21 protein-coding genes and 5 tRNA genes are annotated in these 26,219 nt (G+C 71.4%); 10 read left to right on the plus strand and 16 right to left on the minus strand.

What is annotated here, in order from left to right:
• Positions 1 to 134: 134 nt before the first annotated feature.
• Positions 135 to 401, minus strand: a complete 267-nt coding sequence (locus ABEB00_RS16730) for an NUDIX hydrolase (protein WP_345620503.1) — start codon at positions 399 to 401, stop codon at positions 135 to 137.
• 206 nt (positions 402 to 607) lie between these two features.
• A complete protein-coding gene (locus tag ABEB00_RS16735) occupies positions 608 to 1,369 on the minus strand; it encodes a helix-turn-helix domain-containing protein (protein ID WP_345620504.1) in 762 nt (253 codons plus the stop codon).
• A 186-nt stretch (positions 1,370 to 1,555) separates the two neighbouring features.
• Here ABEB00_RS16735 and ABEB00_RS16740 point away from each other — a divergent pair, with 186 nt between their 5' ends.
• Positions 1,556 to 1,726: a hypothetical protein gene (locus ABEB00_RS16740; protein ID WP_345620505.1), complete on the plus strand. Its 171-nt coding sequence runs from the start codon at positions 1,556 to 1,558 to the stop codon at positions 1,724 to 1,726.
• Between the two features lie 129 nt (positions 1,727 to 1,855).
• On the opposite strand, the gene ABEB00_RS16745 is transcribed toward ABEB00_RS16740, so the two are convergent.
• The 6 genes from ABEB00_RS16745 to ABEB00_RS16770 all read right to left on the minus strand — a co-directional run bounded on the left by ABEB00_RS16745 (position 1,856) and on the right by ABEB00_RS16770 (position 7,823).
• Entirely contained in the window at positions 1,856 to 2,122 is a 267-nt protein-coding gene (locus ABEB00_RS16745; RefSeq protein WP_345620506.1) for a helix-turn-helix domain-containing protein, read from the minus strand.
• 228 nt (positions 2,123 to 2,350) lie between these two features.
• Positions 2,351 to 2,426 (minus strand) — tRNA-Lys (locus tag ABEB00_RS16750).
• A gap of 124 nt (positions 2,427 to 2,550) precedes the next feature.
• Positions 2,551 to 4,086: an amino acid permease gene (locus ABEB00_RS16755; RefSeq protein WP_345620507.1), complete on the minus strand. Its 1,536-nt coding sequence runs from the start codon at positions 4,084 to 4,086 to the stop codon at positions 2,551 to 2,553.
• A 180-nt stretch (positions 4,087 to 4,266) separates the two neighbouring features.
• On the minus strand, positions 4,267 to 6,510 hold the full coding sequence (locus ABEB00_RS16760; RefSeq protein WP_345620508.1) for a DEAD/DEAH box helicase: 2,244 nt from the start codon (positions 6,508 to 6,510) through the stop codon (positions 4,267 to 4,269).
• Between the two features lie 310 nt (positions 6,511 to 6,820).
• A complete protein-coding gene (locus ABEB00_RS16765; protein ID WP_345620509.1) occupies positions 6,821 to 7,369 on the minus strand; it encodes a hypothetical protein in 549 nt (182 codons plus the stop codon).
• Positions 7,370 to 7,472: 103 nt separating this feature from the next.
• Positions 7,473 to 7,823 carry a metallopeptidase family protein gene (locus ABEB00_RS16770; RefSeq protein WP_345620510.1) on the minus strand — a complete coding sequence of 117 codons (351 nt, stop codon included), beginning with the start codon at positions 7,821 to 7,823 and terminating at the stop codon, positions 7,473 to 7,475.
• A 99-nt stretch (positions 7,824 to 7,922) separates the two neighbouring features.
• Between ABEB00_RS16770 and ABEB00_RS16775 the strand changes: the two genes are divergently transcribed.
• From ABEB00_RS16775 to ABEB00_RS16805, 7 genes are all read left to right on the plus strand, one after another.
• Positions 7,923 to 9,500, plus strand: coding sequence for a metallophosphoesterase family protein (locus ABEB00_RS16775; RefSeq protein WP_345620511.1), 1,578 nt, complete (start codon positions 7,923 to 7,925; stop codon positions 9,498 to 9,500).
• 80 nt (positions 9,501 to 9,580) lie between these two features.
• Positions 9,581 to 9,653 (plus strand) — tRNA-Glu (locus ABEB00_RS16780).
• 36 nt (positions 9,654 to 9,689) lie between these two features.
• Positions 9,690 to 9,764 (plus strand) — tRNA-Asp (locus ABEB00_RS16785).
• A gap of 24 nt (positions 9,765 to 9,788) precedes the next feature.
• Positions 9,789 to 9,862 (plus strand) — tRNA-Phe (locus ABEB00_RS16790).
• A gap of 197 nt (positions 9,863 to 10,059) precedes the next feature.
• Positions 10,060 to 10,734, plus strand: a complete 675-nt coding sequence (locus ABEB00_RS16795) for a histone deacetylase (RefSeq protein WP_345620512.1) — start codon at positions 10,060 to 10,062, stop codon at positions 10,732 to 10,734.
• A 68-nt stretch (positions 10,735 to 10,802) separates the two neighbouring features.
• On the plus strand, positions 10,803 to 14,789 hold the full coding sequence (gene hrpA, locus ABEB00_RS16800; protein WP_345620513.1) for an ATP-dependent RNA helicase HrpA: 3,987 nt from the start codon (positions 10,803 to 10,805) through the stop codon (positions 14,787 to 14,789).
• A gap of 94 nt (positions 14,790 to 14,883) precedes the next feature.
• Positions 14,884 to 14,958, plus strand: a tRNA-Asp gene (locus tag ABEB00_RS16805).
• Positions 14,959 to 15,708: 750 nt separating this feature from the next.
• Here the strand turns inward: ABEB00_RS16805 and bldC are convergent.
• Together bldC and ABEB00_RS16815 are read right to left on the minus strand one after the other, a co-directional pair.
• Positions 15,709 to 15,915, minus strand: coding sequence for a developmental transcriptional regulator BldC (gene bldC, locus ABEB00_RS16810; RefSeq protein WP_003949541.1), 207 nt, complete (start codon positions 15,913 to 15,915; stop codon positions 15,709 to 15,711).
• Between the two features lie 532 nt (positions 15,916 to 16,447).
• Positions 16,448 to 17,296 carry a DUF8083 family protein gene (locus ABEB00_RS16815; protein ID WP_345620514.1) on the minus strand — a complete coding sequence of 283 codons (849 nt, stop codon included), beginning with the start codon at positions 17,294 to 17,296 and terminating at the stop codon, positions 16,448 to 16,450.
• A 250-nt stretch (positions 17,297 to 17,546) separates the two neighbouring features.
• Here ABEB00_RS16815 and ABEB00_RS16820 point away from each other — a divergent pair, with 250 nt between their 5' ends.
• Both ABEB00_RS16820 and ABEB00_RS16825 read left to right on the plus strand, forming a co-directional pair.
• On the plus strand, positions 17,547 to 18,641 hold the full coding sequence (locus tag ABEB00_RS16820; RefSeq protein ID WP_345620515.1) for a Leu/Phe/Val dehydrogenase: 1,095 nt from the start codon (positions 17,547 to 17,549) through the stop codon (positions 18,639 to 18,641).
• A 297-nt stretch (positions 18,642 to 18,938) separates the two neighbouring features.
• Positions 18,939 to 19,196 carry a DUF3073 domain-containing protein gene (locus tag ABEB00_RS16825; RefSeq protein WP_345620516.1) on the plus strand — a complete coding sequence of 86 codons (258 nt, stop codon included), beginning with the start codon at positions 18,939 to 18,941 and terminating at the stop codon, positions 19,194 to 19,196.
• An 80-nt stretch (positions 19,197 to 19,276) separates the two neighbouring features.
• Here the strand turns inward: ABEB00_RS16825 and purM are convergent, their stop codons facing one another.
• The 6 genes from purM to ABEB00_RS16855 form a co-directional block, all read right to left on the minus strand.
• Complete coding sequence (gene purM / locus ABEB00_RS16830) at positions 19,277 to 20,359, minus strand: phosphoribosylformylglycinamidine cyclo-ligase (protein ID WP_345620517.1); 1,083 nt, start codon at positions 20,357 to 20,359, stop codon at positions 19,277 to 19,279.
• 61 nt (positions 20,360 to 20,420) lie between these two features.
• Positions 20,421 to 21,947 carry an amidophosphoribosyltransferase gene (gene purF / locus ABEB00_RS16835; RefSeq protein ID WP_345620518.1) on the minus strand — a complete coding sequence of 509 codons (1,527 nt, stop codon included), beginning with the start codon at positions 21,945 to 21,947 and terminating at the stop codon, positions 20,421 to 20,423.
• Positions 21,948 to 22,020: 73 nt separating this feature from the next.
• Positions 22,021 to 22,803, minus strand: coding sequence for an META domain-containing protein (locus ABEB00_RS16840; RefSeq protein ID WP_345620519.1), 783 nt, complete (start codon positions 22,801 to 22,803; stop codon positions 22,021 to 22,023).
• Between the two features lie 60 nt (positions 22,804 to 22,863).
• Entirely contained in the window at positions 22,864 to 23,661 is a 798-nt protein-coding gene (locus tag ABEB00_RS16845) for a maleylpyruvate isomerase family mycothiol-dependent enzyme (RefSeq protein ID WP_345620520.1), read from the minus strand.
• Between the two features lie 110 nt (positions 23,662 to 23,771).
• A complete protein-coding gene (locus ABEB00_RS16850; RefSeq protein ID WP_345620521.1) occupies positions 23,772 to 25,802 on the minus strand; it encodes a caspase, EACC1-associated type in 2,031 nt (676 codons plus the stop codon).
• Positions 25,799 to 26,164, minus strand: coding sequence for an effector-associated constant component EACC1 (locus ABEB00_RS16855; protein ID WP_345620522.1), 366 nt, complete (start codon positions 26,162 to 26,164; stop codon positions 25,799 to 25,801). Before ABEB00_RS16855 ends, ABEB00_RS16850 begins: the two co-directional genes overlap by 4 nt.
• Between the last annotated feature and the right edge of the window lie 55 nt (positions 26,165 to 26,219).

Here is a 26,219-nt window from a genome sequence, read left to right on the forward strand (position 1 = left end):
ACGCTACGAGAGCGTTCCTCCGTACGGCACGCCCATCGGCCCGGCCGCCACCGGACATGGGCAGCGTCGGCCGCGGAACCCGCCACCTCCACACGCCCGGGGGAGGGTGAGGGCCGCTCTCGTCATGTCCGGGGTCAGCGCAGTGCGGGCATTGCTCCGGAACGCCAGTCGTCGACCCGCTTGCGGATGCTTTCGACCATGGGCAGGTCGACGACTTCGGATGGCTCGAACCAGCGGACTGCCGTGGACTCGTCGGACACGGCGAGTTGTCCAGCCACCGGATGGCCCAGGAAGCAGATGGACGGCTGTACCGGAACCGGTTCCTGCTGTGGCGGCAGGACCCGAGCACGCACCCACGGAGGAACACCCGCTGACGGACCAGCCACCTTCTTCCAGTCCACTACAGTCGCCCCTGCCCTCCCCGGGCCGACAGGCCGGCCGAGTTGGAGGACACCCGGGACGGCAGCGAGCTACGGGGCAGCCCCTCGCCGCCCGGCACGAGGCGCCGGAGGAGACCCCCCTGGAGCTGATCCCCTACAACATCGACTGACGAAGCGGCTCCGGTACTCCTCCGGGAGGACAGGAGCCGCTTTCTCGCGTCCAGGAGTCAGTCGGGTGGCCGGTTGTACGAGTCGAGCTGCGCCTTCGCGGTCGACGTGTCGAGCAGGCGTAGCTCCCATGGCCCGGTGTTCACGTCGAACTCCTTGCCGAAGCCGACCCACTTGCCGGCCATTCGGCGTGCGGTCGGTTCGGCCAGCATCTGGATGGCGCCGAAGTAGCGGGCGCCCCGGTAGTAGCCCTCACTGGCCGTCTGCTCTGTCCACGTCCCCGTGATGGTGCTGCCCTCCACTTGGAGGTCGAGGGTGAGGGGACTGCCCGGATTCAGGGACGCGTTCGGCAGGCTGCGGCCGGTGAGCCTGTTGCCGTGCTGCAGCAGCACGACGTGGTGCTTGCCCGTGAATACGGCGTCGCCTCGTCCGCTGGACACGTACTCGTAGGTGGAGAGCCAGACGCCCGAGTAGCTGGCGCGCGGCGCGGCCTGCGCAGCGGGCGCACCGTTGCTCGTAGGGATACCGATGGGTGAGCCCAGGTCATGGCCACCGTGACCATCCTCGGAGATCCGGGCGAGCGTGGCGGGCGGGAAGCCGAGGGACTCTATCGGCAGGCCCGTCACGACTTCCAGCGCGCGGGCGTACACGGGCCGCGGGGCGACCGTTGTGCCCGACTCCCAGCGCTGGACAAGCCGCTTGGAGGCGTCATTCGGCTGACCGGCTTGGACCCCGGCGTCGCGGATGGCGCGCGCGAATTCGTCTTGCGACATGAGCAGGCCCATGCGGACCGCTCGGAGGTTTCCGTTCGGAGTGGCCATGCGAACGACGGTAGCCGGTCTACGTGCGGAATGACACCTGAATGACACCCCGCCGGACGCCCAAGCGACGCCCCCATCGTCGTCGCGCACCACCGGGAAAGGGACGAATGTGATCAGTGACAGGTGACCCCCGCGACCGCGCGAACGGCCCGGGGGCATGGCCACCGCTACGAGGAGCGACGACCCATGGATCGTAGAACACCCGCACCCACCCCGACAGCCCACGCCTGCACCACCTGTGCACGACTCACCGCAGCCAAGCAGCGCGCGCACGACGAGCGTGATCACTCCCGCGAGACCGACTGCCGCGTGCTGCTCGCCCGGCACCGCGCCGAAGCCCACGGCGGCACTCGATGAGCGCCGGCACCGACCGGGAACCCGTGCGCCTGATGACGATGCGGGTGACCCGCATGCGCGACGGCCGGGTGGTCGATCAGGGACCCGAGGTGCGCATCACGTCGAACACGCCACTCGACCCCTACGCCTTCAGTTCGGCGTGGCCGCCATGCCAGTGCCCGCGCCACCGCGAATAGCGGGACGGCCGTCGCCCGGGACCAGGTCGCGCGGCGGAACGGCGATCGCGTCGGCGATACGGATCAGGGTGTCGAGGCGAGGGCTCGGGTGCCCGTTCTCGATGCGGCTGTACGAGGCGACATCGACCCCGGAAGTGCTACAGACGTCGAGCCGGCTGAGGTTCGCGTACTCCCGCACGCAGCGGATGTGGTCCCCGACGGCACGACGTTGAGCGAGCACCCGACCATAGGGCGGGACGGAGCGAGAACACCCGTCCACGCTCCCGACCTCATCATCAAATGTGGTGAGGCCAAACGGCCTCGGCCGGGCGGGCAACCCGGCCGGGGCCGCCGCGCGTTCAGCATGATCGTCAAACCCTCGGGCCGGCCACGGGCCAGCACGCGATCATGAATGCGGGGCGAAACGGACAGGACCCCAGCTCGGTAATCCGCTGAGCTGGGGTCCTTCTGGTAGGCCCTGTGGGACTCGAACCCACAACCAATGGATTAAAAGTCCACTGCTCTGCCAATTGAGCTAAGGGCCCAGGCGATGTTGCCTACCCGAGCATAGCCCCACGTCGCGGTGGAGCCGATCGGGTATCGGGCGCGTGGCGGTGTCGGTGGGGGTGGCCCGGCTGGGAGCCGGAGGGGGAGCGGTGGAACGAAGGGTTACGGATCGGCCGGTTCCGGGGCACCGGCGAGGGCCGCCGCGCGGGCGCGGTTGCGCGGGTGGTCGGGGTTGAGGAACCAGTGCCGGGCCGAGGCCAGCCACCAGGCCGCCGCGAAGCCGAGGACGACCAGGACGGCGACCGGGGCGTAGTTGAAGGTCTCCCAGGTGACCGGGGAGACCTGGGGCAGCATGAACAGGACGGTGATGACGGCGACCCAGCCGACCGCCACCGCGCCGATCACCTGGGACCAGCGGCCCAGGTGCCAGGGGCCGCGGACGAAGGCGTCCCCCTTGCGCAGCCGCAGCAGGGTCGGCACGGCGTAGGCGAGGTACAGCCCGATGACCGCGATCGAGGTCACCGCCGCGTACGCGGTCACGTTGATCAGGTACGGCAGCCCCAGGGCGAGGGCGCCCAGCGCGGCGAGCCAGACCGCCGCGACCGGCGTGCGGGTGCGGGGGCTGACGGTGTGCCAGACCCGGGAGAAGGGGAGCGCGCCGTCGCGGGAGAAGGCGTAGATCATGCGGCTGTTGGCGGTGACCGAGGCCATCCCGCAGAAGAGCTGGGCGCCGATGACGACGAGCAGGAGCAGTTTGCCGGTGGTCGCGCCGAGGGCGTCGAGCAGGATCTGGGCGGGCGGCGCGCCGGTGGGCGAGTTCAGGGCGCCGTCGTAGGACTGGATGGCGAAGGTGAAGCCGAGGAGGAGGACGAGCCCGGCGATCCAGGAGGTCCAGATGGAGCGGACGATGCCCTTGGGGCCGGCCGTGGCGGCGTCCCGGGTCTCCTCCGTCATGTGGGCGGAGGCGTCGTAGCCGGTGAAGGTGTACTGGGCCATGAGGAGGCCGAGGAGGACGACGTACGGGCCGCTGCCCCAGCCCGTGTTGTTGACGAACTCGCCGAAGACGAAGGACGCCGACTGGTGGTGGTCGGGGGCGAAGGTGAGCGCGCCGACGATGACGGCGACGCCGAGCACGTGCCACCACACGCTGACGTTGTTGAGCAGGCCGACGATGCGCACGCCGAAGGTGTTGAGCAGGCCGTGCAGCACGAGGATCGCGGCGAAGAGCAGGATCGTGCGGCCGGGGGTGACCTCGAAGTCGAACTGGAGGTTCAGGTAGGCGCCGAGGAAGGACGCGGCGCCGAAGTCGATGCCGGCGGTCACGGCGACCTGGCCGAGGACGTTGAACCAGCCGGTGAACCAGGCCCACGCGGCGGCCGTCCGGGGCGGCGCGAGGCGGTGGGCCCAGAAGTACAGGCCTGCCGAGGTCGGGTACGCCGAGCAGATCTCGGCCATCGCGAGGCCGACGAAGAGGGTCATCAGGCCGACGGCGACCCAGCCCCAGGTGATGACGGCGGGGCCCCCGGTGTTCATGCCGAAGAGGTAGAGCGTCAGGCAGCCCGACAGGACCGAGATGATGGTGAAGGAGACCGCGTAGTTGGAGAACGCCGACATGCGGCGGGCCAAGACCTGGGTGTAGCCGAGCTGGGCCAGCCGCTCTTCGTCCGACAAACCGCTCGCTCTGGCGTCATCTGTCATGCCCCCAGCGATGCCCACCCCGCGGGGACATGACACACGTCAGAGCCTGGCGGGAACGGGTCCTCGAAGTGCGCCGGTGCCGACGTGCCGTGACCGGAGGTTCCGCACCAGACCGGACGGAAAAACGCCGTGGCCCCCGCCTCGGAAGACGGGGGCCACGGCGCTCAGTGTGTGCGGGGATCAGCCGTTGCGCTTCCAGCGCGGCTTGTCGTCGCGGCGGCCGAAGGAGGACGACGGCCCGCCACGGTGGTCGTCACGGCGGCCGTAGGGGCGGTCGCCGCCACCCGAGCGGAAGCCGGGACGGTCGCTGCCGGGGCGCTCGCCCTGACGGTCGCGGTTGAACGGACGGTCGCTGCCGCGGTGGCCGCCGCGGTCGTCGCGACGCTCGAAGGAGCGTCCGCCTCGGTCGCCACCGCGCTCGCCGCCGCGGTCGTTGCGGTCGCGGTTGAAGCCACCCCGCTCGCCGCCACGGTCGTCACGCCGCTCGAAGGGACGCCCGCCGCGGTCGCCACCGCGGTCACCGCGGTCGGCGCGGTCGTCACGGCGGAAGCCACCGCGCTCGCCGCCACGGTCGTTGCGGTCGCGGTTGAAGCCACCCCGCTCGCCGCCACGGTCGTCACGCCGCTCGAAGGGGCGCCCGCCACGGTCGTTGCGGTCGCGGTTGAAGCCGCCCCGCTCGCCGCCGCGGTCGTCACGCCGCTCGAAGGAACGCCCGCCGCGGTCGTCACGGCGCTCGAAGGAACGCCCGCCGCGGTCACCACCGCGGTCACCGCGGTCGTCGCGACGGAAGCCACCGCGGTCGCCGCCGCGGTCGTCCCGGCGCTCACGCCGCTCGTAGGACGCCGGGTCGGAGGACTCGACGCGCTCGGCGTCCCGCGCGCCCGGCTGCTCCGGGAGGGAGACCTCGGCCGTCACGGCCGCGGCCGCCGCCGCCTCGGCGATCGCCACCGCCGGGTCCTCGCCGCGCTCCCGCGCGACCCGCGCGACCAGCCGGTCCGCGTCCTCGCGCAGCTCGTTGGCCCGGCGCTGCGCCCGCTCCAGCTCCTTGGCGAGCTGGGCGACCTCGCGCTCGGCCTGCTGAGCGGCGTTGCCCGCCGACTCGGCCTGCACCTCGGTCATCGACCGGGCGCCGGTGATCTCGGCGACCTCGGGCTCGAAGGCCGTGCCGCCCTGGATGATGTGGCGCGTGGCGTCGACGCCCGCGTCCTCCATCAGCCGGAAGATCTGACGCCGCTGGTGCGGCAGGGACAGGGAGACGACGGTGCCGGTACGGCCCGCGCGGGCGGTACGGCCGGCCCGGTGCAGGTAGTCCTTGTGGTCACCGGCGGGGTCGACGTTCAGGACGAGGTCGATGCCGTCGACGTGGATGCCGCGCGCGGCGACGTCGGTGGCGACGAGCGCGTTGACGTAGCCCTTCTTGAAGTCCTCCAGCACCCGGGTGCGCGCGCCCTGCGTCATGCCGCCGTGCAGCGCGTCGGCCTTCACGCCGGAGTCGCAGAGCTGCTCGGCGATGCGGTCGGCGCCGAGCTGGGTGCGGACGAAGATGATCGTGCGGCCCTTGCGGGAGGCGATCGCGGCGGTGACCGGCGCCTTGTCCTTGGGCTTCACCACGAGGATGTGGTGCGACATGGTCGTCACGTTGCCCTGGGCGCTGTCGACCTCGTGCGTGACCGGGTTGTTCAGGTAGCGCTTGACCAGCGTGGAGATCTCGTTCTCCATCGTGGCCGAGAAGAGCATGCGCTGGCCGCCCGAGGGGACCTGGTCGAGCAGCTCGGTGACCTCGGGCAGGAAGCCCAGGTCCGACATCTGGTCGGCCTCGTCGAGGACGGTGATCTGCACGTTCTCCAGCGAGCAGGCGCCGCGGTTGATGATGTCGCGCAGTCGGCCCGGGGTGGCGACGAGGACGTCGACGCCGCGCTCCAGGGCGTAGATCTGGTTGCCCATGGAGGTGCCGCCGCAGACGACCTTCATCTTCAGGCCGAGGACGTCACCGTAGGGCTGGAGGGCGTCGGCCACCTGCATGGCCAGCTCGCGGGTCGGCGTCAGGATGACGGCGCGCGGCTTGTGCTTCTCGGTGCGGCCGCCGGCCAGCGTGGCCAGGGCCGGCAGACCGAAGGAGAGGGTCTTGCCGGAGCCGGTGCGGCCGCGGCCCAGGATGTCCTTGCCGGCCAGGGCGTCCGGGATGGTCGCGGCCTGGATCGGGAAGGGGGCGGTCACGCCGTTCTGGGCGAGCTTGCGCACGATGCCCTCGGGCAGACCGAGGTCCGTGAAGGTGATCCCGGGGGCCTCGGCGACCTCGGTGACCTCGGTGACCTCAGCGGTCTCGGCGAACTCGACGGCCTCGGTGTTCTCGGGGACCTCGGCGAGGGGGGTGTCCTCGGTGCTCTCGGGCACGACGACGTGATCAGTACTGGTGATGGACATGCGAATGCGAAACCTTCCGGAGTCTCCTCGGCACGCGCCCGTCAACTCCGTGATTCGCAAATCGCAATACGACCGCCTCAATGCGGTCCACCACGGCAAGGGAGAGTACGCGCCACACGGCGCGCTCTGCGTTGGCGCCGGGCAATTGGTATCAAACGATCTACCACCATACGCACCCTCCCCCCGCAAAGGCAAACCGGTTCCCGCACCGTGGCGGAGGCCACACGGAGCCCCGTGACGGGCGCCACACCGACGCCCGTGACGGCGACCACACCGAGCCCCCGTGACAGGACCACGCCGAGCCCCGCGCTCACACCGGTGCGCCCGCCGCGGGCGCCGGTTCCCGCTGCTCCAGTTGCGGCCCCGGCGGTTCGTGCGCCGACGACGACGGTTCCGCGGTCGGCGGCGGCGTCGGGGAGACCGGCGGCTCCTTGGTCGGCGTCGGCTCGGGCTCGGCCGAACGGGTCGGCTCGGGGTCGGGAGGCCGCGGCGGCGTCGGCCGGTCCGACTCGTCCGCCGAGGCGGACCCGCTCGTCGACTCCGACGGACCGGGCGAACCGGACTCGCCGTCCCCCTCGCCCTCCTTGCCGCCGCCCCGGCCCTTCCCCTTGCCGCCGCCCTTGCCCTTCTTCCCCTTGCCGTGTCCGGGCCGGTGGTCGTCCACCGCCCCGCCGAGACCGGCGGCCCCGCCGGAGGCCACCGTGCCGCCGTCGGGCGCCTCGGCACCCGACTCCCCGACGGAGTGCGACGGCCCGCCACCCCCGCCCGAGCCGTCCTCGCCCACGCTCATGCAACCGGCGGCGGCCGCCACGGCCACGACGGTGGCGGCCAGACGGACGGGTACGTACAAGGGGCGCACGGGCAGCCACCTCCGGGGCGTCAAAGAGTCGCTGTGCCCAACTCCCCTCGCACTCGCGAGGACACGCGCCACGCCGGGCCACGCCGCTCCACCCCGGCGGACGTCACCCGTAACCGAGCGCGTGCAACCGGGCGTCGTCGATCCCGAAGTGATGTGCGACCTCATGCACGACGGTCACCTCGGTCTCCGCCACGACCTCCTCCCGCGACCCGCACATCCGCAGCGTCGGCCCCCGGTAGACCGTGATCCGGTCGGGCAGCACACCGGCGTACCACTCGCCGCGTTCGGTCAGCGGGGTCCCCTCGTAGAGCCCGAGCAGCTCGGGATCGTCCGCCGGCGGTTCGTCCTCCACGAACACCGCGACGTTGTCCATCAGCCGCGTCAGCTCCGGCGGAATCCGGTCCAGCGCCTCGGCGACCAGTTCCTCGAACTCCTCGCGCGTCATCTCCAGCACAGGCCCATTGTCGGGTACGGCACAGCAGCGTGAGCGGCGCGGGCCGTCCGCACCTCCCCCGCCGGAATATCCCCCGCCGGACCTGGGCATACGCGACCAATGGCCCGCGTCCGCGCCGCTGTCCCGCGCCTCCTCGACCGCATCCGCACGGCCTCACGGCTGCTCGCGCGCCGCCGTCGCCGTTCGCACCGGGCGCGGGCGGCGGTCGTACCGGCGGCCCGTCCGCACCCGTGGACCCGCGCCCTCGGCCTCGTCGCCGTGGTGCTGCTCGGGGCCTGGCTGGGGCTGCTGATCGTGGGGGACGTACGGGTGCCCGTCGGCCCGATGAACACCACGATGACCCTGCGGCCCTCCCTCACCGGCGGCACGAAGATCAACGTCTCGCCGCTGGGCGCCCTCCAGCTCGACAGTCATGTCGCCCCGGTCCGCCTGGACGTCAACGTCGACCAGCTCGACCCGGACCGCGCCCAGGCCCTGGTCGACCACCCCGAGCGCCTCTCCGGCCTCCAGGACGAGGTGGCCCAGGACGTCGCGCGCGGCACCCGCGAGCTGGCGCTGCGCTCCTCGGTCGCGGTCGTCACCGGCGCCACCACCCTCGGCCTGCTGGTCCACCGCCGGCCCCGCCGGGCGCTGACCGCCGGCGGACTGGCCCTCGCGCTGCTGCTCGCCTCGGGCTCCACCGCGTACGCCACCTGGAAACCCGACTCGGTCCTGGAGCCGCGCTTCTCCGGCCTGCTCTCCTCGGCGCCCTCGCTCGTCGGCGACGCCCGCTCCATCGTCACCGAGTTCGACGTCTACCAGAAGGAACTGGCCCGTCTGGTCACCAACGTGACCAAGCTGTACGACGTCACCTCCACACTCCCCGCCTACCAGCCCGACCCGACCACGATCCGCGTCCTGCACGTGTCGGACATCCACCTCAACCCGGCGAGCTGGAAGATCATCGCCTCGCTGGTCACGCAGTACCGGGTGAACGTGATCGTCGACTCCGGCGACACCATGGACCACGGCACGGCCGCGGAGAACGGCTTCCTCGACCCCGTCGAGGAGCTGGGCGCCCCCTACGTCTGGGTCCGGGGCAACCACGACTCGATGGAGACCCAGCGCCATCTGCGGGGCATGCGGAACGTGCACGTCCTGGACGACGGCCGGGCCCGGACCGTGGCCGGCCTGCGCTTCGCGGGCATCGGCGACCCCCAGTTCACCCCGGACCGCGACCAGCGGCCGGGAGCCGAGGCGTCCCAGGAACTGGCGGGCGCCCGGCTCGCCTCGGCCCTGCGCGACCAGCGCGCGGCGGGCACCCCGGTGGACATCGCGATCGCCCACGAGCCGTCGGCCGCCCGAGAGGTGGACGGCGAGGTGCCGCTGGTGCTGGCCGGCCACGTCCACCACGAGGAGATGAAGGTGCTGAAGTACGGCACCCGGCTGCGTATCGAGGGCTCCACGGGCGGCAGCGGACTGCGCGCGGTCGAGGGCAGGTACCCGGACCCGATCCAGGCGTCGATCCTCTACTTCGACCGGGACTCCCGACGCCTCCAGGCCTGGGACGAGATCAAACTCGGCGGCCTGGGCCTGACCACGGCCGAGGTCAGCCGCCACCTCCCGAAGGAGAACCAGCCGGGGGCCACCCCCTCCCCGAGCTCCCCCTCCCCCAGCCCCGTAGCACCGGCCCGGTAAACCGTTTTGGCGATACCTCCCGCCATCCCATATGCTTCTCACGTCCCCGACGCGCTGAGAAGCGCCCAGGCGGGCCGATAGCCCTCATCGTCTAGCGGCCTAGGACGCCGCCCTTTCAAGGCGGTAGCACGGGTTCGAATCCCGTTGGGGGCACGCAAGATCGTGTGCGACACTGTCGTACACGCGCTTGGTCCTGTGGAGCAGCTTGGAGTGCTCGCCACCCTGTCAAGGTGGAGGCCGCGGGTTCAAATCCCGTCAGGACCGCTGAGGTTTCACGTGAAACCTCGCGGCTGGGTAGCTCAGTTGGTACGAGCGATCGCCTGAAAAGCGATAGGTCGCCGGTTCGACCCCGGCCCCAGCCACAGCAGCCCTCACCAGGGCATGAGCCCCTCCCCGGTATCCCGGGAGAGGGGCTCAGTCGTCTCCGGATCTCCGGGCTTCCGGGTCTCCCTGTCTCCGTGTCCGCGTGTCCCCGTGTCCCCGTGTCCGCGTGTCCGCGTGTCCCCGTGTCCCCGTGTCCCCGTGTCCCCGTGTCCCCGTGTCCNGGTAGGTGTCCCGCATGACGAGAGCACTGTGCGGCATCGACCCGGCGCTGCCGGGTGACCGGCGGCCGGAGCGGGTCTGGTACACGTCCTACGGGTCCAACACGCACCTCGGGCGGCTCGCCGCCTACCTCCGCGGCGGGCGTCCGCCGGGTGCCGGGCGGGACTACCCCGGGTGCCGGAACCCCGCGCCGCCCGCCCGGTCCCTCCCCGTCGAACTGACCGGCGCGCTGTACTTCGCCACCCGGTCACCGGTGTGGGACGGCGGCCGGGCGTTCTACGACCCGGAGGCGGACGGGCGGGTGCTGGCCAGGGCGCATCTGGTCACCGTCGAACAATTCACCGACATCGCCGTCCAGGAGATGTACCGCGAGCCCCGCGGGGACCGACTCGATCTCGCGGAGGTGCTGACGCGGGGGCGTGCCGTGCTCGGGGACGGGCGGTACGAGACGCTGGTGTGCGCCGGGCAGATCGACGGGCTGCCGGCGCTGACCTTCACCGCCCCGTGGCGGATGAACGACGTGCCGTGGATCGCGCCCTCGCTCCCCTATGTACGGTTCCTGGCGTCGGGGCTGCTCTCGGCCGGGGCGTGGGACGCCGCGGACGTCGCCTCCTACCTCGCGGCCTGCCCGGGCGCGGCCGGCCACTGGTCCGAGGAGGACCTCACCGCGCTGCTGGACGAGGAGGCGTGAGGCACCGCACACCGCCGCGGCAAAAGCGTTCGCCACTCATTTCGCCGGGATGAGATCCTGAAGTCCGTATGTCTACGCACCCCGCCCCCGCCCTGGGCGCCCTCGCCCCCCGCCTGACCGAGCTGTCGCTGCGTGACGCACACCGGCTCGGGCGCAGGCTCGAAGGCGCACGGAAGATCCGCAAGCCGGAGGCCCGCGCCACCGTCCTCGCCGAGATCGAGGCGGACGTCGACCGGGCCGAGCAACGCATCGCGACCCGCCGCGCCCGCATGCCCGCCGTCACCTACCCCGAGCAACTGCCCGTCAGCCAGAAACGGGACGAGATCGCGGACGCCATCCGCGACCACCAGGTCGTCATCGTCGCCGGTGAGACGGGTTCCGGTAAGACCACCCAGATCCCCAAGATCTGCCTCGACCTCGGCCGCGGCGTCAAGGGCATGATCGGGCACACCCAGCCCCGGCGGATCGCCGCCCGTACCGTCGCCGAGCGCGTCGCCGACGAGCTGGACAGCCCGCTCGGCGAGGCCGTCGGCTGGAAGGTGCGGTTCACCGACCAGGTGAACCCGGACGCCACCTTCGTGAAGCTGATGACGGACGGCATCCTGCTCGCCGAGATCCAGACCGACCGCGAGCTGCGCGCCTACGACACGATCATCATCGACGAGGCGCACGAGCGGTCCCTCAACATCGACTTCCTGCTGGGCTACCTCGCCCAGTTGCTGCCCAGGCGCCCCGACCTCAAGGTCGTCGTCACCTCGGCCACCATCGACCCCGAGCGCTTCTCCCGGCACTTCGGCGACGCCCCGATCATCGAGGTCAGCGGGCGGACGTACCCGGTGGAGGTGCGCTACCGGCCGCTCCTCGAAGAGGACTCCGACGACGCCGACCGGGACCAGGTCACGGCCATCACCGACGCCGTCGAGGAACTGATGGGCGAGGGCAAGGGCGACATCCTCGTCTTCCTCTCCGGCGAGCGGGAGATCCGGGACACCGCGGACGCGCTGGAGAAGAAGAAGTACCGGTTCACGGAGGTACTGCCGCTGTACGCGCGGCTCTCGCACGCCGAGCAGCACCGTGTCTTCCAGCGGCCCGGCGCGGGAACGACGCGCAGGATCGTGCTGGCGACCAACGTCGCCGAGACCTCGCTGACGGTTCCCGGCATCAAGTACGTCATCGACCCCGGCTTCGCCCGTATCTCCCGCTACAGCCACCGCACCAAGGTCCAGCGGCTGCCCATCGAGGCGATCTCGCAGGCCAGCGCCAATCAGCGCAAGGGCCGCTGCGGCCGTACCTCGGACGGCATCTGCGTCCGGCTGTACAGCGAGGACGACTTCGAGGCCCGCCCGGAGTTCACCGACGCGGAGGTCCTGCGGACCAACCTGGCCTCCGTCATCCTGCAGATGACCGCGGCCGACCTGGGCGACATCGAGAAGTTCCCCTTCATCGACCCGCCGGACCACCGCAACATCCGCGACGGGGTGCAGCTCCTCCAGGAACTGGGCGCCCTCGACCCGGCGCAGAAGGACCCGCGCAAGCGGCTCACCGACACCGGCCGCAAACTCGCCCAGCTCCCCGTCGACCCCCGCCTGGCCCGCATGGTCCTGGAGGCCGACAAGAACGGCTGTGTCCGCGAGGTCATGGTCATAGCCGCCGCGCTCTCCATCCAGGACCCGCGGGAGCGCCCGTCCGACAAGCAGGCCCAGGCCGACCAGCAGCACGCCCGCTTCAAGGACGAGACCAGCGACTTCCTCGCCTTCCTCAACCTGTGGCGGTACGTCCGCGAGCAGCAGAAGGAGCGCGGCTCCTCGTCCTTCCGCCGGATGTGCAAGCAGGAGTACCTCAACTTCCTGCGCATCCGCGAGTGGCAGGACATCTACACGCAGCTCCGCACGGTCGCCAAGCAGATGGGCCTCCACCTCAGCGAGGACGACGCCCCCGGCGACCACGTCCACGTCTCGCTGCTCGCCGGGCTCCTCTCCCACGTCGGCATGAAGGACGTGAAGGACGCCGGCGCGGAGAGCGGGCGCGGCGCGGGCAAGAACGAGTACGTCGGCGCCCGCAACGCCAAGTTCGCGATCTTCCCCGGCTCGGCCCTCTTCAAGAAGCCGCCGCGGTTCGTGATGTCCGCCGAACTGGTGGAGACCAGCCGCCTGTGGGCCCGCGTCAACGCCAAGATCGAGCCCGAGTGGGTCGAGCCGCTCGCCGGCCACCTCCTCAAACGCACCTACAGCGAGCCGCACTGGGAGAAGGACCAGGCGGCCGTCATGGCCTACGAGAAGGTCACGCTGTACGGCGTGCCGATCGTCGCCCAGCGCAAGGTGAACTACGGCCGGATCGACCCGGAGGCCAGCCGCGAGCTGTTCATCCGCAACGCCCTGGTCGAGGGCGACTGGCGCACGCACCACAAGTTCTTCGCCGACAACCGCAGGCTCCTGACCGAGGTGGAGGAGCTGGAGCACCGCGCCCGGCGCCGGGACATCCTGGTCGACGACGAGACGCTGTTCGACTTCTACGACCAGCGCGTGCCCGAACACGTTGTCTCGGGAGCCCACTTCGACTCCTGGTGGAAGCACAAGCGCCACGAGGAACCGGACTTCCTCGACTTCGAGCGCGAGATGCTCATCAACGAGAAGGCCGGGGCGGTCACCAAGGACGACTATCCGGACTCCTGGCGGCAGGGGCCGCTCAAGTTCCGTGTGACCTACCAGTTCGAGCCGGGCGCGGACGCCGACGGCGTGACCGTGCACATCCCGCTCCAGGTCCTCAACCAGGTCACCGACGAGGGCTTCGACTGGCAGATCCCGGGCCTGCGCGAAGAGGTCGTCACCGAGCTGATCCGGTCGCTGCCCAAGCCGATCCGCCGCAACTACGTACCGGCCCCGAACTTCGCCCAGAAGTTCCTGGAGCGGGCGGTACCCCTCCAGGAACCGCTCACCACGACGATGGCGCGCGAGTTGAAGCGCATGGTCGGGGTCCCCTTCGACGCCGAGGACTTCGACTGGGGCCGGCTCCCCGACCACCTGAAGATCACCTTCCGGATCGTCGACGAACGGCGCCGGAAGCTGGCCGAGGACAAGGACCTCCAGGCGCTGAAGCTGAGGCTGCGCCCGAAGGCCCGCCAGGCCCTCTCGCAGGCCGCCGCGGCCACGGCGGAACGCGAGGGCGGCGAGTCCCTGGAGCGAAGCGGCCTGACCGACTGGACGATCGGCGTCCTCTCCCGCGTCTTCGAGACCCGCCGCGCCGGACAGCCGGTGAAGGCGTACCCGGCGCTCGTCGACGACGGACCCCCGTCGAACACCGTGTCCGTGCGCCTCTTCGACAGCGAGGCCGAACAGGCGCAGGCGATGTGGAAGGGCACCCGCCGGCTGATCCTGCGCAACATCCCGGTCAACCCGGCGAAGTTCGCGTCCGAGAAGCTCACCAACCAGCAGAAGCTGGGGCTGTCGTCCAACCCGCACGGATCGATCCAGGCCCTGTTCGACGACTGCGCCATGGCCGCCGCCGACAAGCTGATCGCCGACTTCGGCGGACCGGCGTGGGACGAGGAGTCGTACCGGAAGCTGTACGACAAGGTCCGCGCGGAGATCGTGGACACCACCGTCCGCACGGTCGAGCAGGTCCAGCAGGTGCTGGCCGCCTGGCAGGCCGCGGAACGCCGCCTGAAGGCCGTACGCAGCCCCGTGCTGCTGGCCAACCTCCAGGACGTGCGCGGGCAGCTCGACGCACTGGTGAAGCCCGGTTTCGTCACGGCGGTGGGCATCCGGCGGCTGCCGGACCTGATGCGCTACCTGATCGCCGCGGACCGGCGCGTGCAGCAGATGCCGGCCAACGCCCAGCGGGACACCGCCCGCATGGAGAAGGTCCACGAGATGCGGGACGAGTACGCCTGGCTGCTGGAGCAGATGCCGCAGGGCCGGCCGGTGCCGCGGGCGGTCCTGGACATCCGCTGGATGATCGAGGAGCTGCGGGTCAGCTACTTCGCCCACGCGCTGGGCACGGCGTACCCCGTCTCCGACAAGCGCATCGTGAAGGCGATCGACGCTCTCGCACCGTGACGCCCCCCGCACGGAGGGTGAGTTCGACCAGGCGGGCCACCCTCCTGTAGAGTCTCGTTTCGCAGCGCACCGCAAGGAAAGCGCCGCGAAACCTGGTCCTGTGGAGCAGCTTGGAGTGCTCGCCACCCTGTCAAGGTGGAGGCCGCGGGTTCAAATCCCGTCAGGACCGCAGTGAAGAAGGCCCGCGTCGACATGACGCGGGTCTTCTTCGTGCTCCCCGCCACCACCCACCCCCCGAGGCCGTCTTGACGTCGCTCCCCTCGGCCGGCACTCCGGAAGCGGGTCCACCCCACCTGGCGCGTCACCGCCCCGTCTGCCACCGTCCGCCGCGGCCGGCGACGGATTCCGCCCCACCGTCCCCGACGGGCCGTCAGGAGGCCGTGGGGACGCGAGCGCCCCCTGTGCGGGTGGAGGCGTCGGTGGCGCGTCAACACCCGTACGGGCGCGGGCTACTGGAAGCGGAGCCCCCTCTAGCGCACATATGCCGGAGCCAACAAGGCGTCCGGCATGTGACGGGTGTCACCGCATAAGTTTCCGAAATGACGGCTCTTACCCCTCCCCTACAACTGGTCGATTTAATATGTGCAATTGCACTGCTCGTCCACCTCGCCCCCAGTCGTTCCGACTTGCCTCCCCAGACTCCCCCAAGACTCCCCCAAGAGACCGACAAGGACGCCCACAGCGGCTGCTCACCGGCGTGCCGGACGGACCGCCGGACGGCCGGGCCGGGACATAAAAAGATCGCGCTGGACCCGGCGGAGTCCAGCGCGATCAACGACGCGCCCTGTCGATTGCCTGTGAAGTTCTGTGCGGCTTGGGCATGGGTCCTGTTGGGGCAGGTCCCACGTCGGGTGGAGCTATGGGCCCGGTCGTCACGGCAAGTTGGGGGACCAGCCGTTATGCCCGGTTATGCGGTTGTTCAGGCCTCGCTGCGCTGCTGCGGGATGCCCGCGAGCAGTGCGCGGACCTCTGCTTCGCGGTAGCGGCGGTGCCCGCCGAGCGTGCGGATCGACGTGAGCTTGCCGGCCTTCGCCCAGCGCGTGACCGTCTTGGGGTCGACGCGGAACATGGTGGCGACCTCAGCCGGGGTCAGCAGCGGCTCGGCATCAGGGGTGCGAGCGGTCATGAGCGGCCTCCTCGGGAGAACCGAACCATCTCGGTTCTTTCCTTTAAATTCTGCACCTTGACCCGCGTTGCCCGAAATGGCGGACACGGGTCGAGTCGGTTATAGGACGAACGGCTTGTCCTCGGCACTACAACTACACCATCCGTCCAGCCGCGTCGGCCAAACCGATGGAATTGCCCTCCCAGGTGTCCATCCGCGACGGAAGCCGATGGACCATGCCATAGCGGACAGTCACGCCGCTGTGACGATCAGTCACAGCGGCGATCAGGAGGCAACAGACCCCCCAAAGCGTGCAATACAGAAATTCCACCCATAGTGCATCACAGCGGGATGGATAGAGTCCTCCCCGGACTCCTTGTCCTATTTTGGCACGAGGAGGGGCAAGCTGCGCAAGGGTGGGGTAACGTGCGGTCCGTCACGCTTGAGGCATAAGCCCGGATCGAGACCTACGTCCCGGGTGACGAGGCGTCAGACGCACCGCCCGCCCCCCGGAGCGTGTGACGAAACCCCAAAACGGGCGCCACGTCAAACGTCAGTTCGCGGACCGCCGGTCGCGCACCGTCCGCCAGCGCTCCACCAGCCGCCCGTACGCGGCCCCCGCCGCCGTCCCGTCGCCGTCGCGCAGCGCCTCGATGCCCTCGGCCACGTCCGCCGCGGAGTGATCGTCCGCCAGCTCGCCGGCGGGCACCGCGTGCACCAGCCCCCCGTAGTCCAGCTCGACCAGGGAACGCGGGTGGAACTCCTCCAGCCACCGGCCCACGTCCCTCAGGCCGTCGATCAGCGGCCCCTCGTCCATGGCCTCCCGCAGGGCCCGCAGCCCCCGCGCCACCCGGCGCCGCGCCTGCACCATCGGCGTCCGGTAGCGCAGCACCGGGGCCGCCGCCCCGGGGTCGCCGCCCTTGTCGTACTCCCGCTCCGCGTCGGAGACGAGGACGAACCAGTTGATCGGCACCTGCCAGGTCGCGGTGCGGATCCACGGGCGGGCGTCGGGGTTCTTCTCCAGCCAGCGTTCGTGGTCCAGCGCCGTCTGCCGCCGTACGACCGGCGGCAGCAGGGCGTCCAGGACCGGCTCCGGATAGTCCTCGGAGAGTTCCGCGAGGGCCAGCCAGCCGCGCAGCCGGGTCCGCCAGGGGCAGACGCAGACCACGCCGTCGATCTCCAGCACGAAGGCGTCGGCGCTCTCGTGCACCGGCACCGCGACCGGCGGGGTGGGCAGCAGGTCGGCCAGGGAGCGGCGCAGCTCGTCCTGGTAGGTGGGCAGATCCGTGCGGCGGGCGTACCGCGTCCAGTGGCCGCGCTCCGGCTCCGGGAAGGCGGCCAGCGGCTCGTACACGCGCAGGTACGCCGCGTACGGGACGATCACGGAGGACACCTTGGGCACGCCCGCTCCCTTCCCCGCGCCCGGCGGGGAGAACCTGACCCGGCCCGGTCACGGACGGGCGGGAACCTTCCCTGATCGTCCCACGTCCGTACTCCGTGCGGAGGTGATCCTCGGCACTGGGCCGCGAGCGGACACCGGCAGGCTCTAACCTCGTCCCACGCCCCGCCGACCGCTCCCCCTGCCACGAGCGTGGGGGTCCCTCGCCGGGGACGCGCCTCCACCCGCCGCTACTTACTCTGGAGTCACCACCGTGACCGACGTAATCGGCGCACCTGCTGACGTACTGCACACCCTGTTCCACTCGGACCAGGGCGGTCATGAGCAGGTCGTGCTCTGCCAGGACCGCGCCAGCGGTCTCCGGGCCGTCATCGCGCTCCATTCCACCGCGCTCGGCCCCGCGCTGGGCGGCACCCGCTTCTACCCCTACGCGAGCGAGGCCGAGGCCGTCGCCGACGCCCTGAACCTCGCGCGCGGGATGTCGTACAAGAACGCGCTGGCCGGGCTGGACCACGGCGGCGGCAAGGCCGTGATCATCGGTGATCCCGACCGGATCAAGACCGAGGAGCTGCTGCTCGCCTACGGGCGGTTCGTCGCCTCGCTCGGCGGCCGGTACGTGACCGCGTGCGACGTCGGCACCTATGTGGCCGACATGGACGTGGTGGCCCGCGCGTGCCGCTGGACCACCGGCCGCTCGCCGGAGAACGGCGGCGCCGGGGACTCCTCCGTCCTCACCGCCTACGGCGTCTACCAGGGCATGCGGGCCTCGGCGCGGCACCTGTGGGGCGACCCCTCGCTGCGCGACCGCACGGTCGGCGTCGCGGGCGTCGGCAAGGTCGGCCGCCATCTGGTCGACCACCTGCTCACCGAGGGCGCGCACGTCGTCGTCACGGACGTGCGCGAGGACGTGGTCCGGGACCTCACCGACCGGCACCCCTCGGTGGTGGCGGTGGCCGACACCGAGGCGCTGATCAGGGTGGAGAACCTGGACATCTACGCCCCCTGCGCGCTCGGCGGGGCGCTGAACGACGAGAGCGTGCCGGTGCTCACCGCCCGGGTCGTCTGCGGCGCCGCCAACAACCAGCTCGCCCACCCGGGCGTGGAGAAGGACCTCGCCGACCGGGGCATCCTCTACGCGCCGGACTACGTGGTGAACGCCGGCGGGGTGATCCAGGTCGCCGACGAGCTGCACGGCTTCGACTTCGAGCGGTGTCGGGCGAAGGCGGCGGGCATCCACGACACGACGCTGGCCATATTCGCACGTGCGAAGGAAGACGGGATTCCGCCGGCCGCGGCGGCCGACCGGATCGCCGAGCAGCGGATGGCGGAGGCGCGGCCGCGGAGCTGATCCGCCGGGGCGCGGCGCCGCCCGCCGGACCCGCCGGGAGATGGGGGGAGAGAACTCTCACTTCTTCCGGCGGGTCGGACCCCGAGAAGTGGTTAAAATCGCCCTTGACCAGCGAGGACAGGGTGCCTCGGGGGTCTCGGAAGCGGGGCCGGGCTGCGGGCGACGTACCGTAGGGGCGTGGGCTCAGGTACCGTGGAAGCCCTACGGACCGGTCTCTTCACGGAGAGCCCGTTCCGGACCATGAACGCGTGTCAAGACTCTGGGGCCGTCGAGCCCCGTCGTTGAGGGGGTCGAGCCATGGGGCGCGGCCGGGCCAAGGCCAAGCAGACGAAGGTCGCCCGCCAGCTGAAGTACAACAGCGGTGGGACTGATCTCTCCCGCCTGGCCGAGGAGCTGGGCGCATCGCCGGCGAATCCGCAACCGCCTAACGGCGAGCGGTTCGAGGACGATGAGCAGGAAGACGACGATCTGTACTCCCGGTACGCCGACCTCTATGAGGACGGCGACGGGGAGGACGAGGACGGACAGTCCTCACCACAGCGTCGCGGCGCTTGACCTTGTACTGAACACTTGTCCGGTCGGTGACCTCGGTCACCGACCGGCCTTTGTGCTCTCCACGGGGGCCACGCGGTCACTCAGACCGCGTAGTCGCCGATCAGAGCCGCGCCGCTCCCGTGGTCGCCGCGGTCGGTGATCTCGCCCGCCACCCAGGCGTCCAGTCCGCGGTCGGCCAGGGTGGTCAGGGCGACGTCCGTCGACTCCTGGGGCACCACGGCGATCATGCCTACGCCCATGTTGAGCGTCTTCTCCAGCTCCAGCCGCTCGACCCGTCCGGTCCGTCCGACCAGGTCGAAGACGGGGCCCGGGGCCCAGGTGGAGCGGTCCACGACGGCGTGCAGCCCGTCCGGGATCACCCGGGCCAGGTTGGCGGCGAGACCGCCGCCGGTGATGTGGCTGAAGGCGTGCACATCGGTGGTGCGGGTGAGCGCCAGGCAGTCCAGCGAGTAGATCTTCGTCGGCTCCAGCAGCTCCTCGCCGAGGGTGCGGCCGAAGTCGTCCACGTGGGTGTCGAGGGCGAGACGGGCCTCGTTCAGCAGGACGTGGCGGACGAGTGAGTACCCGTTGGAGTGAAGCCCGGAGGCGGCCATGGCGATGACCGTGTCGCCCGTACGGATGCGATCCGCGCCGAGCAGGCGGTCGGCCTCCACCACGCCGGTGCCGGCGCCGGCGACGTCGAAGTCGTCCTCGCCGAGCAGGCCCGGGTGCTCGGCCGTCTCACCGCCGACCAGGGCGCAGCCGGCCAGCACACAGCCCTCGGCGATGCCCTTCACGAGGGCGGCGACCCGCTCGGGGTGAACCTTGCCGACGCAAATGTAGTCGGTCATGAAAAGCGGCTCGGCGCCGCAGACCACGATGTCGTCCATGACCATGGCGACCAGGTCGTGGCCGATGGTGTCGTAGACGCCCATGCGGCGGGCGACGTCCACCTTGGTGCCGACACCGTCCGTGGCGGAGGCGAGCAGGGGGCGCTCGTACTTCTTCAGGGCGGAGGCGTCGAAGAGGCCGGCGAACCCGCCGAGGCCGCCGAGGACCTCGGGGCGCTGCGTCTTCTTCACCCACTCCTTCATCAGCTCGACGGCGCGGTCGCCCGCCTCGATGTCGACACCCGCTGATTTGTAGGAGGCCGCTGCGTGACCGGCACCGGTTGTGTCAGGCATGACGATGAGAACCTTTGTGTCGTACGGCGGGTAGTGCTGCGGACGGACTGCGGACGGACGGCTACGGGCGACGCAGGGCGTCGGCGGCGGCCGTTCCGGCGGGCCCGGCGGCCAGCTCGGTCTCCAGGAGCTGCTTGCCGAGCAGCTCGGGGTCGGGAAGCTCCATCGGGTACTCGCCGTCGAAGCAGGCGCGGCAGAGGTTCGGCTTGGCGATGGTGGTCGCCTCGATCATGCCGTCGGTGGAGATGTAGGCCAGCGAGTCGGCGCCCAGCGAGGTGCCGATCTCCTCGATGCTCATGCCGTTGGCGATCAGCTCGGCGCGGGTGGCGAAGTCGATGCCGAAGAAGCAGGGCCACTTCACCGGCGGGGAGGAGATCCGGATGTGGATCTCGGCGGCGCCCGCCTCGCGGAGCATGCGGACCAGGGCCCGCTGGGTGTTGCCGCGGACGATGGAGTCGTCCACGACGACCAGCCGCTTGCCCCTGATGACTTCCTTCAGGGGGTTCAGCTTGAGCCGGATGCCGAGCTGGCGGATGGTCTGCGAGGGCTGGATGAAGGTACGGCCCACATAGGCGTTCTTCACCAGGCCGGCGCCGAAGGGGATGCCGGACGCCTCGGCGTAACCGATCGCGGCCGGGGTGCCGGACTCCGGGGTCGCTATCACCAGGTCGGCCTCGGCGGGGGCCTCGGCGGCCAGCTTGCGGCCCATCTCCACGCGGGAGAGGTACACGTTCCGGCCGGCGATGTCGGTGTCGGGGCGGGCCAGGTAGACGTACTCGAAGACACAGCCCTTGGGCTTCGCTTCCGCGAATCGGGAGCTGCGCAGGCCGTTCTCGTCGATGGCGATGAACTCGCCCGGCTCGATCTCGCGGACGTAGGAGGCGCCGCAGATGTCGAGGGCGGCGGACTCGGAGGCGACGACCCAGCCGCGCTCCAGCCGGCCGAGGACCAGCGGGCGGATGCCCTGCGGGTCACGGGCTGCGTAGAGGGTGTTCTCGTCCATGTAGACGAGGGAGAAGGCGCCCCGCACCTGGGGCAGCACCTTGCCGGCCGCCTCCTCGACGGTCAGCGGCTTGCCGTCCTCGTCGACCTGGGCCGCGAGCAGCGCGGTGAGCAGGTCGGTGTCGTTGGTCGCCGCGACCCGCGTCGAGCGGCCGTCCTGCTTGGGCAGGTCGGCGACCAGCTCGGCGAGCTGGGCGGTGTTGACGAGGTTGCCGTTGTGACCGAGCGCGATCGAGCCGTGCGCGGTGGCACGGAACGTCGGCTGGGCGTTCTCCCAGACGGAGGCGCCGGTGGTCGAGTAGCGGGCGTGACCGACCGCGATGTGACCCTGGAGCGAACCGAGAGAGGTCTCGTCGAAGACCTGGGAAACGAGGCCCATGTCCTTGAAGACGAGGATCTGGGAGCCATTGCTGACCGCGATTCCCGCGGATTCCTGGCCCCGATGCTGGAGGGCGTAGAGCCCGAAGTACGTGAGCTTTGCGACCTCTTCGCCCGGAGCCCAGACACCGAAGACGCCGCATGCGTCCTGGGGGCCCTTCTCACCGGGAAGCAGATCGTGATTGAGTCGACCGTCACCACGTGGCACGCCTCCGAGTGTAGGCGAGGTCGACCACTGGTCCGAATTGGGGAATGCCCGAAAAGTCACCGGCGCGGCCGGCTCACCGTACCGCCACGGCCCGGACGCTGGTGCCGTTTGCGCTGGTCAGCGTGAGGGTTTGCTGGTCGATTCGATAGTCGACCTGGTTGTCGAACAGCTCCAGGAGCCGCTTTTCGGTGTCCATGAGTGAGCCTTCGCACACCATTCGGGTGGTGACGGGCGCGCCCAGGGTGATATGGCCGTCGCGGACGGTGGCCTCGGCGTTGACGCGGTTGCAGCCGAGGCTGCCGGAGACGGTGCCCCGGTCCCGGTCGAAGGCGAGGTGCGCCCGGCCCTCGGCGTCGGGGGCGGTCACCTTCCAGCCGGTGGCGTACAGGGCGGTGTCCCGGCGTTCGCTGAGGCGGACGGTGTCGCCGGCCGAGGTGGTGAGGGTCAGGCGGCCGCCGTCGGCCTCGGTGGTCAGGGGGCCGGCGGCGAGGGCGCGGGAGAGGGCCCGCTCCACCGCCATGGGTGTGCCCTCGCAGGCCCGCCCGGTCGCGGTGGCGTCGGTCAGCCGGAGGCGGTCGCCGTCGACGGCGGCCTCGGCGGAGAAGTCGTTGCAGCCGTAGCTGCCCTTGGCCCGGCCGTCGGCGCCGATCGTCAGGTGGGCCGCGCCGTAGGCCCGGTGGGTTCTGCCGTCGACGGTGACGCTGTCCACGTTCCAGTGGACGCCGGTCACCGGTCGTCCGCCGCCGTCGGCGGAGCCGCTGCCGCCGTCGGCCTTCTCGTTGCCGCAGGCCGCCGCGAACGGGACGAGCGCGATGGCGGCCACCGTCATGGTCGTGCGCTTCCTCTGCCTGTACATGCCCATTCGACGGGCGGCCGGAGGAACCGGTTCCCCTCCCGCCCGGCGGCAAGGACCGGTTCAGGCCAGGAGCGGCAGCAGCTCTCCGAGGCCGGCCCGTTCCCCGCTCGCGCTCACCTTCGCCTCCGCGACCGCGTCGGTCCAGGCCAGCCGCCCGGTGGCGAGCCGGATCCAGGTGAGCGGGTCGGTCTCGACGACGTTGGGCGGGGTGCCGCGGGTGTGCCGGGGACCTTCGACGCACTGCACGACGGCGTACGGCGGGACGCGCACCTCCGTCGCACCGCCGGGCGCCTTCACGGCGAGCGCGTCGGCCAGCAGCCGGGTGGCGGCGGCCAGCGCCTGCCGGTCGAGGGGGACGTCCAGGCCGGGCACGGCGGCGTTGAGGTCGTCGGTGTGCACGACGAGTTCGACGGTACGGGTGACCAGGTAGTCGTCCAGCGGCAGGGCGCCCGCGGCGGTCTGCAGGAGCCGGCCGCCCGGGTGCGCGGCGAGCAGCGCGCGCAGCGTGGTGTCGATGTCGGCGAGGTAGGCGCCGAGGTCGGGACGGCCGGCGGCGAGCGCGCGGGTGGAGTCGTCGATCGCGGCGGCGCTCGCGGCGGTGGCGAAGGCCCATTCGACCACCTGGACGTCCGGTTTCGGCGGGGCCGGCCGCTCCAGGGCGCGGTGCACGGCCGTGAGCGCCATACCGAGGTGCGCGACCAGCTCCCGCACGCTCCAGCCGCCGAGCCGGGTGGGCCGGTCGAGCTGTTCGGCGCGGAGCCCGTCGACCGCCTCCCGTACGTGCCCGAACTGGGCGAGGACGGCGGCCCGGGTGCGGGCGGGGTCGTAGGCGCGGGGGCGCTTCCTGGACGGGGGCATGGAGGTGAGCCTATGCGGGGCGGTGGCCGGAGGGGACCGGCTCTCGTACGTCTGTGCCATGACGAGGAGGGGGTGGTGCCGGGGGGACGCCCGGTCCGCCGGTCCGGCCGCTACGGCTTCAGGCGCACCGCCAGCGAGTACAGGCGGGTGATCTGGTCGCCGCTGCCGTTGTCGTCGGTGATCAGGTACAGCGGGCGCCAGCCCTGGTACTCGCCGGTGGTCCACTCCTTGCCCAGGGCCATGCCCTCCACGTTGTCCACCAGGGGGTGCCGAGGGTTCGAGCCGGGCGTGGCGACCACTCCGGGGCCGCCGTCCGGACAGGCGGCCAGGTCGAGGACCGGGGTGTCGTCGGCGAACTGGTCCGCGGGAAGTTCGTAGAGGGTGTCGTCGTCGGCCATGTCACGGGCGCCGTCGAGGGACACCTGGACGACGCGGACGGCCGTGCCCAGGCCGGAGGTGTACTCCCGCTCCAGGGCGAGAAGTCCGCCCTTGTCGTCGAGGGCGACCAGCTCCACCAGGTGCATTCCGTCGCCGGCCAGATAGGTGTACTGCCCGTCCGGTGCGTAGTCGCCGCCGGGCCGCCCCGTGTAGCGCTGGATGCGGATCAGGGGCCGGCCGCGCAGGTCGCCGTCCTTGGCCAGGGGGGCCTCCCAGCCCGCGTACAGGTGCCGGCCGTCCGGGGAGAGGGCGAGGGACTCGATGCTGCGGCCGGTCTGTGCGCTGCCCTCGGGCCAGTACCGCATGTTCTGCGGGATCTGGAAACTCTCGCCGATCTGCTTGCCGGTGGCGATGTCGAAGCGGCGCAGGGCCGGGCCGGTCTCCGAGGCGATCAGCGCGGTCCGGCCGCCCTCCTCGATGACCAGGCCCTCGCCGTCGTAGCGCGGGGGGAACTTCACGCCGTTCGCGCGGCGCAGGGTGTGCGCGGTGTCGGCGACGGGGTTCAGGTCGAAGGGGGTGCCGAGGGAGAGCGGGAAGAGCAGCCCGGGGGAGTTGTCGGCGAGCGCGAGCGCCTGGACGCCGCCCTCACCCTCGGAGACGAGGGCGAGGGCGGAGAGACCTTCGACGGCTTCGTAGTCGACGTCCCTCTTGTTCAGCGCGTCGGAGTGGTCGAGGAGGACCGCGCGGGGCACCTCGGCGTCGACCGGGTGGCCGCCGCACTCGCCGGTCGCGGGCGCGGGGTGGGCGGTGTGCCACCAGTCGACGGCCCGGGGCGCGCCGAGGCCGAGGGCGAGGCCGGCCACCGCGGCGGCCGATGCCCACAGCAGGGTGCGGACCCGGCTGTGGGACGGCGGGCCGGCGGGGCCGGGCTGCGGGGTGAGGGCCGGCAGCACCGCCACGTTGCGGACGAAGTCCAGCCCGCCGACGCCGTTGCGGTCCTCGTCCTGTGGTTCCTGCGGCATCTCGGGCTTCATGGCCGTGATCCGCGCCCGCACCGCCCCGAAGAGCGCGTGCAGCCCCAGCATCTGGGGGCCGTCCGGCAGGCCCTGCCGCAGGACGTCCACGAGCGCCCCGGTGAAGACCGTGCAGCGTTTGGGGTCGGGGGCGTGCGAGGGCCGGTCCTTCGGGGCCGAGGTCATGACGTACGAGCCCTCGACGCCGCGCAGCGTCCCCAACGCGACCTTGCCGCCCTGCTCGCCGCGGTCGGTGCCGGCCATCTCGGTGAGCACCCGGCCGCTGAAGCAGCAGTCGAGGATCAGGACGCGGCGCCGCGCGGGACCGGTGTCGCGGATGGCCCGGCGTACGTCGCTGGAGCGCACGCAGGTGTCCGGCCGGTCCTCCATCGACCCGGGCAGTGTGAGCAGGAGCTGCTGCTCCTCGTGCCGGTCGAGCAGGCCGTGGCCCGCGTAGTACACGATCAGCGTGTCCTCGGCGAGGAGTCCGGCCTCGCGGATGGGACCGACCAGGTCGGACGGGGCGGCCGGGTTGGGGATCTGGAAGATCCGGTCCTCCGGGATTCCCCAGATCTCCTCGTCGGCGAGGGCGGCCCGCAGCTCGACCAGGTTGTGGCGGACACTGCGCAGCGAGTCGAGGAAGGTGTACTCGTCCACGCCGATCAGCACGCAGGCGGAGCGGCGGGGGTCGATCCGGACGGGCGGGTCGGTGGCCGGCGACGGGTCGGCGGTGCCGCGCGCCGTGGTCACGCCCCCGCCTGCCCGGAGCCGTCGTCCGGGGCGTCGCCGCGGAGCCTGCGCAGCAGGGCCTCGACCTCGGCGGGGTCGGAGCCGGTGACCTGGACGGTGACCGGTGCCGTCCGGTGCCGCCGGCTCTGCCGCCAGGCGAGATACGACAGCGGCAGTTGCGCCACCCCGGCGGCCGTGGAGATCACGGCGAGGATCGTCGCGAGGTCCGGACTCATCCGTCCCGGGGTGTCGGCGGTGATCCGCTCCAGTTCGACGTGGCCGCGCAGCGACCGGTCGTCCGCGAGCCAGCCGAGCAGTGACCGGAGTTCGTCCTGGTGGTCCGGGTCGTCCGCCTCGAACCTGATCCGCAGCCGCTCATCCATCGGTCCCCACCCGGGTGCTTTTGCCTCACGCACGTCCTCAGGTTGGCACAACCAC

It is taken from the genome of Streptomyces ziwulingensis (genome assembly GCF_039542605.1).
Taxonomy (GTDB): Bacteria; Actinomycetota; Actinomycetes; order Streptomycetales; family Streptomycetaceae; genus Streptomyces; species Streptomyces ziwulingensis.